Origin of the sequence: Solidesulfovibrio aerotolerans, from assembly GCF_009856865.1 — a bacterium.
Classification (GTDB): domain Bacteria; phylum Desulfobacterota; class Desulfovibrionia; order Desulfovibrionales; family Desulfovibrionaceae; genus Solidesulfovibrio; species Solidesulfovibrio aerotolerans.
Genome location: NZ_WVUD01000020.1, coordinates 1 through 14262 on the forward strand (window position 1 = coordinate 1; position 14262 = coordinate 14262).

Annotated in this window: 14 protein-coding genes; 2 read left to right on the forward strand and 12 right to left on the reverse strand. The window is 64.8% G+C overall.

Annotated features, from left to right (window positions below; translation table 11 throughout):
• The coding region (locus GTA51_RS11655) for a DUF1176 domain-containing protein (protein ID WP_160961286.1) at positions 1–627 on the forward strand (627 nt) is incomplete at its 5' end.
• A gap of 74 nt (positions 628–701) precedes the next feature.
• Here the strand turns inward: GTA51_RS11655 and GTA51_RS11660 are convergent.
• The 5 genes from GTA51_RS11660 to GTA51_RS11680 form a co-directional block, all read right to left on the reverse strand.
• A complete protein-coding gene (locus tag GTA51_RS11660; protein WP_160961288.1) occupies positions 702–1043 on the reverse strand; it encodes a P-II family nitrogen regulator in 342 nt (113 codons plus the stop codon).
• 25 nt (positions 1044–1068) lie between these two features.
• Positions 1069–2427, reverse strand: coding sequence for an ammonium transporter (locus GTA51_RS11665; RefSeq protein WP_160961289.1), 1359 nt, complete (start codon positions 2425–2427; stop codon positions 1069–1071).
• Positions 2428–3211: 784 nt separating this feature from the next.
• Positions 3212–4549 (reverse strand): glutamine synthetase family protein, encoded by a 1338-nt coding sequence (locus tag GTA51_RS11670; protein WP_160961291.1) that lies wholly within the window; start codon positions 4547–4549, stop codon positions 3212–3214.
• Positions 4550–4796: 247 nt separating this feature from the next.
• Positions 4797–5321 (reverse strand): DUF6691 family protein, encoded by a 525-nt coding sequence (locus GTA51_RS11675; protein WP_160961293.1) that lies wholly within the window; start codon positions 5319–5321, stop codon positions 4797–4799.
• Position 5322: 1 nt separating this feature from the next.
• Positions 5323–5835: a YeeE/YedE thiosulfate transporter family protein gene (locus GTA51_RS11680; RefSeq protein WP_160961294.1), complete on the reverse strand. Its 513-nt coding sequence runs from the start codon at positions 5833–5835 to the stop codon at positions 5323–5325.
• Between the two features lie 84 nt (positions 5836–5919).
• Between GTA51_RS11680 and GTA51_RS11685 the strand changes: the two genes are divergently transcribed.
• On the forward strand, positions 5920–6471 hold the full coding sequence (locus tag GTA51_RS11685; protein WP_246198105.1) for a YbaK/EbsC family protein: 552 nt from the start codon (positions 5920–5922) through the stop codon (positions 6469–6471).
• Between the two features lie 281 nt (positions 6472–6752).
• On the opposite strand, the gene GTA51_RS11690 is transcribed toward GTA51_RS11685, so the two are convergent.
• From GTA51_RS11690 to GTA51_RS11720, 7 genes are all read right to left on the reverse strand, one after another.
• Positions 6753–7787: an XdhC family aldehyde oxidoreductase maturation factor gene (locus tag GTA51_RS11690; RefSeq protein WP_160961296.1), complete on the reverse strand. Its 1035-nt coding sequence runs from the start codon at positions 7785–7787 to the stop codon at positions 6753–6755.
• Positions 7784–8842 carry a DVU_1553 family AMP-dependent CoA ligase gene (locus GTA51_RS11695; protein WP_160961297.1) on the reverse strand — a complete coding sequence of 353 codons (1059 nt, stop codon included), beginning with the start codon at positions 8840–8842 and terminating at the stop codon, positions 7784–7786. The genes GTA51_RS11690 and GTA51_RS11695 overlap by 4 nt, the downstream gene beginning before the upstream one ends.
• Positions 8833–10170, reverse strand: coding sequence for a radical SAM (seleno)protein TrsS (gene trsS / locus GTA51_RS11700; RefSeq protein ID WP_160961299.1), 1338 nt, complete (start codon positions 10168–10170; stop codon positions 8833–8835). Before trsS ends, GTA51_RS11695 begins: the two co-directional genes overlap by 10 nt.
• A 216-nt stretch (positions 10171–10386) precedes the next feature.
• A complete protein-coding gene (locus tag GTA51_RS11705) occupies positions 10387–10830 on the reverse strand; it encodes a DVU_1555 family C-GCAxxG-C-C protein (protein ID WP_160961300.1) in 444 nt (147 codons plus the stop codon).
• Positions 10827–11681, reverse strand: a complete 855-nt coding sequence (trsM, locus tag GTA51_RS11710; protein WP_343039508.1) for a DVU_1556 family methyltransferase — start codon at positions 11679–11681, stop codon at positions 10827–10829. Before trsM ends, GTA51_RS11705 begins: the two co-directional genes overlap by 4 nt.
• A complete protein-coding gene (locus GTA51_RS11715) occupies positions 11681–11896 on the reverse strand; it encodes a DVU_1557 family redox protein (protein WP_160961302.1) in 216 nt (71 codons plus the stop codon). The genes trsM and GTA51_RS11715 overlap by 1 nt, the downstream gene beginning before the upstream one ends.
• A gap of 5 nt (positions 11897–11901) precedes the next feature.
• Positions 11902–14238, reverse strand: a complete 2337-nt coding sequence (locus tag GTA51_RS11720) for a pyridine nucleotide-disulfide oxidoreductase/dicluster-binding protein (protein WP_160961304.1) — start codon at positions 14236–14238, stop codon at positions 11902–11904.
• Positions 14239–14262 lie beyond the last annotated feature (24 nt).

The following is a 14262-nucleotide window of genomic DNA, read 5'->3' on the forward strand; positions in this document are numbered from 1 at the left end:
GGAGTCGCCGCGCCTGCCGCATCCGGCGCATCCGTCAAGGCCGCCGTGGCTGCGCCGCCTGCCGGGGCGGCACCGTCCGCCGCTCCACATCCCGCCGGGGCCGGCAGCGCCCGCAAAACCCTGCTGGCCCAGCGGGCTGCCTTCAAAGCGCGTCTCAACTGGCCGGCCGACTGCGAGGCCAGTTTCCAGGAGACGTATGCGCCTGACGGTGTCGGCCTTGAGCTGCTCACCAACGGCGTGGACCGTTACGATCTGGGCCAGGGGCGCGCGCTGTATCTCATCCAGTGCGATCAGGCCGCCTACCAGAGCGTGTATGTGGCCATGGCCACCGCTAGCGAAGGAAGTCCGGCCCGGTTGTTACGCTTCCCCACCGCCGACGCCGATGGCGGCCGGATCACGCGTTCGGTGGAGGAATCGCTGGTGGGCAATCCGGAATTTAACAACACGGCCAAAACCCTGGCCAATCTGACCAAGGCCCGGGGGGTTGGCGACTGCGGCACGTTTGCGGTCTACGCCTTTGCCGCCAACGGCGACCCCCAACCGTTGCAAATCCGGGCTCGCGACTGTCCGAAAAACGCCGCCAAGTATCTGCCGCCCGAGCAGTGGCCGCTCGTCAAAATGCCGTAACCCAGACCATATCATGCAAAAAAGCCCCGCCCGGCGAACCGGACGGGGCTTTGCTTTTCGCGCAATGCAGGCGTTTAGCCCAGGATGTCGGTCCCGGTTTCGCCGGTGCGGATGCGGCGGCCGTTGGCGATGTCCATGACAAAGATCATGCCGTCGCCTTCTTTGCCGGTTTTCGCGCCTTCGACAATGGCGTCCATGACCATATCGACCTTGGTATCAGACACGGCCACTTCGAGACGGACTTTTTTGAGCAGATTCACTTCGACGACCACGCCCCGGTACTGCTCGGTGAAGCCTTTCTGGCGGCCGCAACCGGCGATGTTGGTCACGGACATGCCGTGGATGCCCTTGGCGTAGAGCGCCTGCTTGACACCGTTGAGCTGTTCGGGCCGAAAGTAGGCAATGACGAGTTTCATATCGGTTTCTCCCGCTTTCCGGTCGTTACTCGGTGATAAAGATCTGGAAGCCGCTGTAGGCCTCGGAACCATGCTCGGTGATGTCGAGGCCCTTGAGTTCCTCTTCTTCCGTCACCCGGATGCCCACGGTGATCTTGAGCAGGAGAAAGGCAATGTAGCCAGTGCCGAAGGCCCAGAGAAACACCGCACCGACACCGATGCACTGGCTGATCAACTGGCCCATGCCGCCGCCGTAGAGCAGGCCGGACACGCCGCCGAAATCCGGGCTGGCGAACAGGCCGACCATCAGGGTGCCAAAGGAGCCGCAGACGCCATGGACGGAGATGGCACCGACCGGATCATCGATCTTGAGCACCTTGTCCACGAATTCCACGGAGATAACGACCAGGATACCGGCGCACAGGCCGATGATGATGGCACCCATGGGCGAGACGTTGGCGCAGCCGGCAGTGATGGCGACCAGGCCGGCCAGGACGCCGTTAAGCGACATGGACACGTCGGGCTTGCCGTAGCGCATCCAGGTGGTGAGCATGGCGGTGAGCGCGGCAGCGCAGCCGGCCAGGTTGGTGGTGACGGCGATCAGGCCGATGTTGCCGGTGGCGGTGGTGGTGGAGCCGGGGTTGAAACCGAACCAGCCGAACCAGAGGATAAAAACGCCCAGGGCCACCAGGGGTAGGTTGTGGCCGAGAATGGCCTTGGAGGCACCGTCCGGGGCGTACTTGCCCAGGCGCGGCCCGATCAGCATGGCTCCGGCCAGGGAAATCCAGCCGCCAACCGAGTGGACCACGGTGGAACCGGCGAAGTCGATCATGGGTGCGTCAAGCTTGGACAGCCAGCCGCCGCCCCATATCCAGTGGCCGGAGACGGGATATATGAGCGCCGTGACCACGAAGCTGAGAATCAGGTAGGCCACGAACTTGGTGCGTTCGGCAATGGCCCCGGAGACGATGGTGACGGCGGTGGCGGCAAACACGCACTGGAAGAACCAGTAGGTGTAAGCCCACAAGCCGTCCGGCGTGGCCGGGGTGGCCTCGGACAGGCCGAAATTGGAAAAGCCGATGAAGCCGCCGATGTCGGAACCAAACATCAGGGCATAGCCGAAAAAGAAAAAGGCGATGGAGCCGGCGGCAAAGTCGAACATGTTCTTCATGAGAATGTTGCCGGCGTTTTTGGCGCGGGTCAGACCCGTTTCGACCATGGCGAAACCGGCCTGCATGAACATGACGAGTACGCCGGCCAGCAGCGTCCAAACCGTGTTGCCGTTTAAGATGGAAAGAAATTCGGGCTTGGCCGCCTCTTCCTGGGCCAGGGCCAGGGCGGGCAAGGCCAGGACGGCCAGGGCCAGCACCATGCCGATTGTCCGGAAACCTCGTCGATGGTTCATAAAACCCCCTTCACTCTCTGGTTATTGATTTATCTCGGCCGGACTGCCGCCGCAGGCCTTGTGACCAGGCGGGGCCGCTCTCCTCGGCCCCACCCGAGTAAAAGCAAATCCGGGACCAAAATGTAACACCCTTTTTTTATTATTGTTTTTTTAAGAGAACAATAGCTACCTACAAAAATGTGCTACAAAGATGCACTGATGTTACATTTTTGAGAGAGACAGACAGTCTGCATTTTTCTGCATAAAAACAGCCAAACAAAAAATTTCTGGCACAGTACGCTCCGATAGGCAAGCGTAACATTAACAATTTTGACATTTACTCGCCGCGCCGCCGAACTGCGGCTACCGCACCTGCCCGGCTGTTCGCCCGGTCCGCGCCGCCGTGGCCGCAACGCGGCAAAGACCCACGCAAGCCTGAGCAAGGTGTCGCCGGGAAGGAGCCAAGAATATTTGACAAAATACTAAGATCAGGAAGCCACTGCGCGTAACAGCGGCAGAGATGACAGCCCTGCCACAAAATTGACAAACTGCCCAAAACAGGGGGGCCACCCGCAAAAATGGATCGGTCCGAAGAACTCCCGGCAAGCCTGCGCCACCGCTGCCGGTTCCCCGCGCGCCGGGCCACAGGACAAGTCAACTCAAACACTGTCGCTTCCCTGCGGGCAAAAAAAAAGGCCGCCCGAAGGCGGCCTGCGCACAGCATGGCAGCTTACAATGCCAGGACCGGCACAGAGCGCTCACTCTGGCCGCATAAAGCCAAGGGCTCTGGCCTCGTGGTGCAAAACTACAGAATCGGCAAATACCGCTCGATCTCCCATTCCGTGACCTGGGTGCGATACGCGTCCCACTCGGCCTTTTTGTTCTCAACCAGGGCGGCGTGGAGATGATCGCCCAGCACTTCCCGCATGAATTCGCTTTTTTCCAGATGGTCCACGGCTTCGCGCAGACTGCCCGGCAGCGAGGTGACGCCCTTTTCCAACATCTCCTCGTCGGTCATCTTGAAGATGTTCTCTTCGATGGGCTCCTCCAGCGTGTAGCCTTCCTCGATGCCCTTAAGGCCCGCCCCGAGCATGGCGGCAAAGGACAAATAGAGGTTGCAGGCCGGATCAGGACTGCGCAACTCGATGCGGGTGGCCGACTCCTTGCCGGGCTTGTACATGGGCACCCGCACCAGGGCCGAGCGGTTGCGCCTGGCCCAGGCGATATACACCGGGGCTTCGTAGCCCGGCACCAGCCGCTTGTACGAATTGACCCACTGGTTGGTTATCAGCGTAAATTCCGGGGCGTGGCGCAACAGACCGGCGATAAAGCTCTTGCCCTCGGCCGAGAGATGGTAGGGATCGGTCACATCGTAAAAGGCGTTTTTGGAACCGCGAAACAGCGACTGGTGGCAGTGCATGCCCGAGCCGTTCTCGCCAAAAAGGGGCTTGGGCATAAACGTGGCGTAGCAGCCGTGTTTGCGGGCCACTTCCTTGACCACCACCCGGTAGGTCTGGGCGTAGTCGGCCATGACCAGTCCTTCCTGGTAGCGCAGATCGATCTCGTGCTGGCTGGGGGCCACTTCGTGGTGGCTGTATTCCACGGCCACGCCCATGGATTCCAGGGCGAAGTTGATGTCGCGGCGCACATCGTTGGCCAGATCGCGCGGCGGTGCATCGAAATACCCGCCGTGGTCGAGGATTTTCGGCTCGGTGGAATTGGCAAACAGGAAAAATTCCAGTTCCGGGCCGACGTAATAGGTATAGCCGAGGTCTGCAGCCTTTTTGAGCATGCGCTTTAACACATAGCGCGAATCCGCCGCAAAGGGCGTGCCGTCGGGATTTTTGACATCGCAAAAAAGCCGCGCCACCGGCCGGTCGGACGGCCGCCAGGCCACAAGCTGGAAGGTGGACGGGTCGGGAAAGGCCACCATGTCCGATTCCTGGATCTTGGTAAAACCGGTGATGGACGAGCCGTCAAAGCCCATGCCCTCTTCAAAGGCGTTTTCCAGTTCCCGAGGCGAAATTTGAAAGCTTTTGAGCACGCCCAGCACGTCGATAAACCAGAACTGGATAAACGAGACGTTATAATCCTTGACGGCCCGCAGCACGTCGTCGGCGTTTTTGCAGTTAAAGACCGCCATCTGGCATATCCTCCGTTTGCAGGTTGGCGCAGGAATGCGGCCGGCCCGGGCGCGACACGCATCACCCAGGCGCAAGCCCCTCTCTTGGCCTATTTACTGCCTCAAATCAAGACGTTGCGCACCGGGCAAGGCACAGGCGGCTGGGACAGGGCGGCGCTGGACCAACGTGTCGTTACGCCCCACGCATGGTACAAGCCCATGCCGCCGGCCGCCAGGACACCCAGGGTGGCGTTGCGCCCCGCACGCGTTACAAGCCCTTGCGCTCGATAAACCGCAGCACGGCCGCAAACACCGCCAGGAGCACCATAATGACCAGCCAGTGGCTGACGCCCAGCACCCCCGGCAACGTCAGCTTGCCGTAAACGCCCCAGGTGTAGACCGTCCCCAGCAGGGCGTCGTAGCACCGGGCGAAAATCGCCGCCCCGGCCAGCATGCCGGCTATGGCCCAGAGGGCGTCCAACCGCCCCTCGCCCACCGCCCCAACGGAGGTGCCCGGACAATAGCCCACCAGCCCCCAGCCCAGGCCGAAAATGAGCCCGCCCAGAATATTGGCCCCCAGTATGGTGGCTTTGAGTGACAGTTTGACCAGCCCCAGATCGTTTAAAAGATAGATGCCGACCATGGCCACCATGATGTGGGACAGCATGAACTTGACGATAGTCATATCTTTGAGGCGCAACGCCCCAAGCTGCTTGTCGTAGCGCAACACCTGGCCGCGCTGGAGCAAGAAGCCGAACAGCACGCCTGTGATAAGGCCGAAAAAAAGTTCCATGTCATTTCCCCCGGTAGAGCAGCCGGGCCATGACAATGCCGCCGGCAAAAAAACAGGCCCCGGCCACATAGCCCGAAATCGCCATCTGGGACATGCCCGACAGTCCGTGGCCGCTGGGACAGCCGTCGGCCAGCCGCGCCCCGAACATGGCCACCGCCCCGCCCGCAAACGCGGCCACGCCGCGCAGCCAGGGGCTGGGGCCGAAACGCGCTTTCCAGGAGTCGGGCACAAGCTGCACCTTGAAATCGCCGGACAACTGGGCCGCCAGATACGCGCCCAAGGCGATGCCGCACACGAACAGGAACTGCCAGTCAAAAACCGGCTTTTCCTTGAGATAATAGGATAATGTTGCAACCACGTCCGGGGCGTAGAGCTGTTCGGCCATGCCCGCTCCACGCACAAACGTGGTGGATGCGCCCAGATATTTGCCGGCCACCAGCACCGAACCCACCGACACCAGCCCTGAAAGCGCTCCGGCCAGATACGGACTCCAGCCTTTTGTCTGCGATGGCATGTCTGCCCTCCCGCACTACGGATTTGAATCGTATAGGATGTAGCCCAGGGCGGGCGCGTCGTAAAGCAAAAGGCGACACGTCCCTTGCCAAGGCGTTGCGACCAGGGCACAAGTCCGGCCATGGAACAGTGCCCAACAGCCACAATTTCGGATCAGGAACAGGCCGCCTTCGCCCGGCTGGCTAGCGTCATGGCCCAAAGCGGCCGGGCGCATGGCATCCACGTCCACGCCCCGGTGCGCACCATGGCCGAAGCAACGGCGCTCACGTTTGATGTCTCGCGCATCGTAAAGACCATCGCCTTTGCGCTTCGCGACGGCGGGCTGGTGCTGGCTGCCCTTCGCGGCACGCGGCGGGTGGTCTATCCGGCCCTGGCAGGGCTGCTCGGCGTTGGCCGGCGCGATATCGCGCCACTGTCGCCAGACGAAGTCCTGGCCCGACTCGGCGTCGCGCCCGGCAGCGTCTCGCCGCTCTTGGCCGGCGACGGCATGACGCTGTGCCTGGACGCCGACGTGCTGACCATCGCGCCATCGCTCTACTGCGGCTTTGGCAGGCCCGACCGGACGCTGGAGATTGCGCCGGGGGAGTTGGTTGAGATGCTGGGAGAGGTGAAGGTGGGAGAGTTTTCGAAGGAGTGAGGAGAAAAATAGAAGAAGAGAAGGCAGAAGATGCCTCCGGCGGCCGGGGGCCTGAGGCCCCCGGACCCCCGCAAAGGGGAAATTTTTAAAGGGGTTGGTTGCCCGTATGGAAGCTCCAGTCGATTATGGAGCGTGGGCGCAATAATTCCAACTTGACCGGGAAGATCTGCTTATCCCGGTCCACAGCTTACCCAATGACCAGCCAACATCCAGAACCCCTTGAAATACTTTTCTAATCAAGGGGGTCCGGGGGGATTATCCCCCCCGGCCGCCGGAGGCCCTTACCCCCGCCGCGCCGCCCTCGCCTCTATAAGCTCGGCCACTATGCTGACGGCGATTTCTTCCGGCGTCTCGGCTGCGATTCCAAGGCCGATGGGCGAATGGCAGCGGGCCAGATCCTCTTTGGTGTAGCCCTCGGCCAAGAGCTTGTCGTACAGGGCGTCGCGTTTGCGAAGGCTGCCGATCATGCCGATATAGCCGGCCTGGGTTTTGAGAGCCAGGGCCAGCACGTCCTTATCCTGGGCGTGGCCGCGCGTGACAATGACCACCGAGGCGTTTTTTTCGATGACCAGACTGGCAAAGCAGTCGGGCAGGCTGGAGAAAACCACGGTTTTGGCGGCGTCCGGGAACCGCACGGCATTGGCGAACTCCGGCCGGTCGTCAAAGACCGTCACGCCAAAGCCCACCATGGCCGCCATGTGGCAGGTGGGGCGCGACACATGGCCGCCGCCGAAAATATAAAGCGGATCAAGAGCCAGCGCCGGTTCCAGCACCCACTGGCTGCCGTCGGCATCCAGCAGAATCGGCGCAACGATACCCCGGCCCTGGGCCCGGGCGGCCATGAGCACGGCCTGCTCGGGGCAGATGCCGACCACGCCGTCCGGGGTGAGCAGACAGCGTGCGCCACCCCAGGCCTCGCCGCCGACCCGGGTCAGTATCAAGGCGCTGCGCCCGGCGGCCAGACTCCCGGCCAGGGCGGCATACAGCTCCTGGTTGGCTGCGTCGGCCTCAATGCGTTCCAGAAACACCCGCATGCGCCCGCCGCAGATGAGATCGGCCCCGGCCGCCGCCTGCCCGGTCATATCGATGCCCATGAGCCGGGACTCACCGATGGCCAGCGTCTCCTTGGCGGCGGTAATGACCATGCCTTCGCCCAGTCCCCCGCCCACGGTGCCGGCGATGGAGCCATCGGCAAAGACCAGCATCTTGGAGCCGGCAGTGCGCGGCGTCGAACCTTCGTTGGTGACGATGGTGGCCACGGCCAGGGACTCGCCCCGGGCCAGACGATCATTGATGGCGACAATCAGTTCGTTCATGGAGCACTCCTTCCTTTATCGGGATTGCCGACGGTCCAGCCGGCTTCGGTTCGCTCAATACGGCCGAGAATCGGCCCCAGCCGGCGCAGCCGACTGCCGCACGGACACGGTCCGGGCAGCATACGGGCCGCGTCGCCGGTGCGGTAGCGGATAAGCGGCAGGCCACGCGGGGTGAGCGTGGTAAAGACCACCTCCCCCACGGCACCGGCGGCAACCGGCGCATCGCCAAGCGGCTCAAGGACTTCAAAATACAGTTGGGCCTCGCGCAGATGGTAGCCGCAGCCGGCCGCACATTCCATGCCGCCGCCATAGGCCATTTCCGTGGCGCTGTAATAGTCGAAAACCCGGCAGCCGAAGCGGGCGGCGGTTTTCTCCCGCAACTCGGGAGAAAGGAAATCAGAAGCGTAGACCACCGAACGCAAGGTGCCCCGGGCGGCATCCATAACGGCAGGGTCGTCCAGGGCGGCGACAAGCTGCGACGGCGCGGCAATAAGGCTTTGGGGGCGATGGCTGGCCAGGGCCTCGGCCAGACGCGCCGGATTGCCGGAGGGGTCGCCAAAAACCGGAACGGCCCCAAGCCGGGCCATGCCGCGCCCGATCAGATCGCCCACGCTGTCGGGTTTTGCCGCCGGGAAAAGGATCAGCACCGTGTCGCCGGGATCAAGGGTCACGGCCATAACGACCCGGAAGCAGTCGAGCGTTTCCTCGATATCGGCATCGGTTAAGGCCATGCGCTTGGGCGGGCCGGTGGTGCCGGAGGTGGCCACGGTGACCAGCCGGGCGATGGCGTCCTGGGGGACGGTGAGAAACCGGGGAAACGACGCGGCCAGTTCGGCCGGCGTGGTGGTCGGGAGCGTTGCAAAGGCTGGCACACTGTCCGGGAACCCGGGCGGCAGATGGGCCAACCGGTCGCGGTAAAACGGGGCGGTGCGGGCGTAAGCCACGGCTCGCTTCAGGGCCGCGAGCTGCCAGTCGGCCAGCCGGGCGGGATCAAGGGTTTCGCCAGCCTGACCGATGGCCCCAGCGATCCAGGCGTCAAAAGGACTCAGGCGCATGTTTTGCGGCGATAGAGCGCCGTGCCGTCGGCGGCTGTGAGATTGTACAGGCAAAATGGAATGAGCCGGTCATCCGGCGCGGCCACATGGATGCAGCAGCCCCGCGCCCGCTCCAGATCCAGGGTCCAGGCGTCCATAAAGGCCATGGCCGAAATACTGAGGCTGGGCGCTGCGGCTGCTGCGGCCAGGAAACGGTCGAAATCATCTTTAATCTGCTCGCCGGCCGGAGCGGCCTTGGCCGCGCCCCACTGCCGGGCCACAAAGGCCATGGACTGGCGCGCCCCTTCCTCGGCCGGGATGGCCGATTTGTCGCAGCAGCCGCCGCCCCCGGCCAGGGTCAGCCGGCCGCCGGGCGCAACCCGGTAGGTGGCGGAAAACGAGCACAGGGAATGCTCGCAGCACGGCGGATGCAGATCCGCCGCCCGGACCATGCCCTCGGTCTGCCCTTCCAGGGCGGCCATGACCTCAGGCAGGGTCAGGCGCGGGGCGTTGGCCCCGTTGCCGGGATAGCGGCCAAAATGGGCGGCGGGCTGGAAATGGACGCCGCGCACCGCCGGGGCCAGTGTCGCGGCCAGCCGGATAAGGGCACCAACCTCGCCGTCGTTGACCCCGGGAACCAGGGTGGCCACCAGCACCACGCCCAGGTTCGCAGCGGCGCAGGCATCTATGGCAGCACGCTTCTCCCGGGCCAGGGACCGGCCGCGCAGGGCCACATGGACGGCGTCGCTGACCCCGTCGCACTGCAAAAAGACCGAATCCAGCCCCGCCCCGGCCAGACGCCCGGCCAAAGCGGGATCGGCCGCCAGGGCCAGACCATTGGTATTGAGCTGGACAAACGGGAACCCGGCCTTTTTGGCCAGGGCCACGATTTCGGGCAAATCGGTGCGGAGCGTCGGTTCGCCGCCGGAAAGCTGGAGATTGGCCGGCCCGGCAGCGCGTCTGGCCCGCATAAGCCGGGTTTCCACAGCAGCCAGGGTGGGATCGGCGGCAAAACCGGTCCCGGCATCGGCAAAGCAGACCGGGCAGCCGAGGTTGCAGCGGCCGGTGATCTCAAAAACGACGGTACAGGTGCGTTGGGTATGTTCCGGGCACAGGCCGCAGACAAAAGGACAGCCCTCGCCAGGGGCGGTGCCGGCCGGGGTGCTTCCCAAGCGCGGCGTCTTGGGCCGCTCCCAGCCCGCAAGCCCCGGCGGACCATGCCAGAAGCGGCTGCGAAATTCGCCGTGCTGCGGGCAGGTCCGCACCAGCCAGCCGTCCTCTCCAACAATTTCTCGGCGTGCCGGCAGCCGGGCCAAACACACCGGACACAAACTCTCTGTCACCGTCACATTTTTCTCCCAAAAAAATCGAAGGGGAAGGCAGAAGAGTGCCTCCGGCGGCCAAAGGGGTGACCCCTTTGGAATCCCTCCTGGAAGGCAAGGGGTTAAAGGGGAACGGCGTTGCCGCGACGATGGGTGGGGGGATGATCTCCCCCCCGTTGAAAGTCTTTGGAAAGGGGGTCCGGGGGAAAACCTTTCTTCAGAAAGGTTTTCCCCCGGTTCGTCTTACTCCCTGCCTTCGGCAGGGTCTATACCGTAACTGACCAGCAATTCGAGGATATGATTCCAGGCATCGGCCATAAGTCCGCCGCAGCGGGTGGGATCGGGCTTGCCGTCGTTTAAGATGGCGGCGCAGGTGGTGGCCCCGTAGTCATCTTTGACGCGTGCGGTGAACCACTCCACGAAATCGGCCACCACGGCGTCGGCCTGCGTAAAGGGCGTTTCCTCGTCGCGTCCTTTGCCGGTGTAAAGGCCCAGCACCAGACAGCCGCCGGTCAGGATGCCGCATTCGCCGCCGCAGCCGCCCATGCCGTGGCACAGGCCTCTGGCGGCGCGCACCAGTTCGGGATTTTCGCGGCCCTGGGCCTTTAAGGCCAAAAGCACCAGAATCTGGCTACAGCAGTAGCCCACATGGGCCAGGGGCAAAATTTCGAGCAGCGTGGGATTCATGCAGACACCTCCTTGCGGCTGATCCACAGGCCGTAGCCCAGACGGGGTTTGGCACCGGTTGCGTCGCAACTCGGCTCGCGGCCGGTCAGGACGACCATCACTTCCCGGGCCGAGCCGAGTTCGAGGACGAGGCGACAGGAAAGATCGATGAGGAGTTTGGTGTGGTCCTCGAAAATGATCGGGGTGATCCCCTGGCGCAGCAAACGCGCTTCGGCCACGTCGCGGGGCACGGCTCCGGCGGCGCAGCCCGAACCGCAACCGCCCGCCCCCGGAGCACCGGCCTGCAAGTACAGATCGGACACGATGAGAAAGCCGCCGGGAACAAGCACCCGGGCGATCTCGGCCAGGGCGGCCTCGGGCTGCGGCAGGGCCGAGAGCACGCATTCGCAAAAAACGCCGTCGCAGGAGGCAGCGCCAAGGGGCAGCCGCCCGGCATCGGCCCGCAGCGCCCGGCCCGGGACGCGGCCGGCGGCCTCGGCCAGCAGTGTGGCGGAAAAATCGATGCCCACGGCGCAAAAACCAGCCTCGTCAAAGCGGGCCAGACTGGCCCCGGCACCGCAGCCGCAATCGAGCAGCACCGAGCCGGCGGCAAAGGGGAGCATGTCCAAGGCCCGCTCGGTCAGTGTCAGCCCGCCGGGCCGGATGGCCCCGCCCGTGGCCCGGCGCACGTCGGCCCGTTCATAGGGCCGCTCAGGGGGCGACACCTCGGGGCGTCCGTAAGGCCGCTCGTCGCACCACACCACGGGTCGCTCAGAGAGCCGCCCGCCGGCACCCGGGCCGGCCCGGGCGAAGTCGCGCCGGGGGGGCGGCACCCCGTCCCCTGCCGCCGCGCGGGCAGCCGGGGCGGCCACTACTTGTCCTCCAGGAGCTGCTCCACTTCAAACATCTTGCCCACGGCCAGAAACTCGGGGACCAGCGACAGGCCGCAGGCGGGACAAGTCAAAAGTGTAATGGTGAAGCCGCCCTGGAGATAGGTGACGCCGACGGGTGCGGCAACCAGCGGCTGGTTGCAGGCGGCGCACAGCCACGAACCGGATTCGGGCAGATAGGTTGGCGTGTCGTTCATGGCCGTTAGCCCTCCTGCCGGTCCACGCCGGAGACGTTCATGCGGTGGCTGTAGGCGGCGTGAATGTGGGCCGCGCCGTCGATCAGTTCGTAGAGCGCCCAATAGGTGACGCGCGCCGTGGCAAACCCGGCCAGATGGCGGCCGGTGGCCGTGTCGGTGAATTTGCGCCCGGTGGCCTCGGCCCGGGCCACGGTGCGGGCCACGTCGGTATCAAGGATGTGGCGCGCCTCCATGACTTGGCGCACGACGTCGGGGATGACCAGCGGCAGGGCCGGCGGCGTTTCGGGTGGTTGCGGCTCGTGCCACACGGTTTCGAGCATCTGGCGCTTCAGGCGCGCCCGGGCCTCGTGGCGGTAGGAAAAGCCCGGATCGGGCCGCTCGGCCGGGTCATCCGATCCACCGGGAAAGAGCAGATCGAGCAGATGATAGGTCCGCTTGCCAGCCCCGGCCAGCCGGTCGCGGCACATGGAGCAGGTGGCCACGAAATCGCGCGGGCTTTCGGCCACCCGGCGGGCCAGGGTCGCGGCGGCCAGTTCCGGGTTGGCGTTGGCTTGCAGTCCCCCGAAGCCACAGCAGGAGGCCAGCCGGCCCGAAGCAGGCAGTTCCTCCACGGCGACGCCGATCCTGCCGAGGATTTCGCGCACCGCCGCCAGTCCGGCCACGTCGTGGCGGCCGGTGCAGGCGTCGTGGACGGCCACGGGGCCGGCCGGCAGCCTCACGCCGGCCACCGGGCCGGATGGCAGCGAAACACCCACCTGGGGCAGACCGGTTTCGTCCAAAAGAACGCGCCACAAGGAAACCACGGGGATTTCGGGGGCCAGACGGGCGAAGGTGGCCTGGCAGGAGGCGCAGGCGGCAATGACCCGGGGCTGGCCAAGGGCCTCCCAGTCGGCGCGAAAAGCGGCCATGGCCGCCTCGGCCAGCTCCTGCCGGCCGGCCCACCAGGCCGGCGCGCCGCAGCAGGCCAACCCCAACCCCACGCCGCCGGCCAGCCCGGCCCGCAGATGGGCATAGACGGCCGGCACGGACGCGGCCGGATCGCCGCCGAGCTGGCAGCCCGGGAAAAAGAGGTGGGAGCACGACGCCTCGCCCGGTGCGGCCCGCACCAGGCGAAAAGCGGCCGACTGCGAAAAGGCCATGTCCTCCAGCACGAACTCATGGGCCCAAAGCGGCATCTTGCCGCGCGACACCATATCGCGCCGGGCAGCCACAATGAGATCGGGCATGGAGAAGCCCGACGGGCACAATTCCTCGCACTGGCCGCACAGGGTGCAGGAATTAATCATCTGATTATAGGACCGCGCGCCCTGCACAATGGAAAGATTATTATAGATCTGGCGGGCGTAAACCTTGGGATAGCCCTTATATTTCGCCAGATAGGTGCAGGATTTGACACATTCCAGACACTGGCATTCCAGGCACCGGGCGGCTTCGGCCTGGGCCTCGGCCGGGGTCAGGCCGGCCCCCGGATCGGCCGGGACAACGCCCGGCAGGGGAATAACCCCCTGGGTATTGGTGAAAAGCCGCGTGGGGCAGGCCCCCTCGCGCTCCCGGGAGGCGGTGATGGACACGCCGGCCATGTGCCGGTCCATGGACACGGCAGCCTTGCGGCCTTCGCCGGCCAGGGCAATGACGGAAAGCGGCTGTCCGGGGGTGACAAAGCCACCGCAGAAAACGCCGTCGCGACCCAGCAGGGCCAGGGTCACGGCGTCCACGGCCTCGCGGCCCACAGACAGGAAATTTGCGTCGAGCATTTCGACGTAGACAGCGTCGTATTCGCCGCCCAAGCGGTCCAACAGTGCGGCATTGAGGGTTTGGCCCGCCCGAAAGACCACGTTGAGCCGCCCCATGATTTCGAGTTCGGCAGCAAGGGCGCCTGCCGGCAGCAGTTCGGAAAGACCGAGCAGATGGCCGCCCACGGCCTCGCCGGCCACATACACGTCCACGCCGTAGCCTTTTTTGCCGAGATCCCAGGCCACGGTCAGGGCGCTGACATCGCCGCCCATGACTGCCGCGCGTTTGCCCTTGCCGGGCATGGCGAGCGGTTTGGTGGCCGCACCGGTGGCGTTTATGATGGTGCGCTCCACAGCGCCCATGGCCAACGAGGTGTCGATGGAGCCTCGGACGCAGGGGCCCTGGCACAGATGGTCGCACACCCGCCCAAGGACCGTCGGCAACGGCAGGGTGCGGTCGAGGAGCTTTCGCGCGCCGGCCAAATCGCCTACCCGGACCAGGGTCATCACCTTGCGCACATCCACGTGGAGCGGGCAGGCGGCCTGGCAGGCCGGCTGTTCCTCCTGGATGCAGCGGTACTCGATATCGTGCAAACCCTGCTGGTCCATGCCTCCCCTCCTGGTTACAAAGAC

Excerpts from the sequence above, each read along its gene's own strand:
- GTA51_RS11660 (WP_160961288.1), bottom strand. The coding sequence starts at position 1,043 with ATGAAACTCGTCATTGCCTACTTTCGGCCCGAACAGCTCAACGGTGTC.
- GTA51_RS11665 (WP_160961289.1), bottom strand. The coding sequence starts at position 2,427 with ATGAACCATCGACGAGGTTTCCGGACAATCGGCATGGTGCTGGCCCTG.
- GTA51_RS11670 (WP_160961291.1), bottom strand. The coding sequence starts at position 4,549 with ATGGCGGTCTTTAACTGCAAAAACGCCGACGACGTGCTGCGGGCCGTC.
- GTA51_RS11675 (WP_160961293.1), bottom strand. The coding sequence starts at position 5,321 with ATGGAACTTTTTTTCGGCCTTATCACAGGCGTGCTGTTCGGCTTCTTG.
- GTA51_RS11680 (WP_160961294.1), bottom strand. The coding sequence starts at position 5,835 with ATGCCATCGCAGACAAAAGGCTGGAGTCCGTATCTGGCCGGAGCGCTT.
- GTA51_RS11690 (WP_160961296.1), bottom strand. The coding sequence starts at position 7,787 with ATGAACGAACTGATTGTCGCCATCAATGATCGTCTGGCCCGGGGCGAG.
- GTA51_RS11695 (WP_160961297.1), bottom strand. The coding sequence starts at position 8,842 with ATGCGCCTGAGTCCTTTTGACGCCTGGATCGCTGGGGCCATCGGTCAG.
- GTA51_RS11705 (WP_160961300.1), bottom strand. The coding sequence starts at position 10,830 with ATGAATCCCACGCTGCTCGAAATTTTGCCCCTGGCCCATGTGGGCTAC.
- GTA51_RS11715 (WP_160961302.1), bottom strand. The coding sequence starts at position 11,896 with ATGAACGACACGCCAACCTATCTGCCCGAATCCGGTTCGTGGCTGTGC.
- GTA51_RS11720 (WP_160961304.1), bottom strand. The coding sequence starts at position 14,238 with ATGGACCAGCAGGGTTTGCACGATATCGAGTACCGCTGCATCCAGGAG.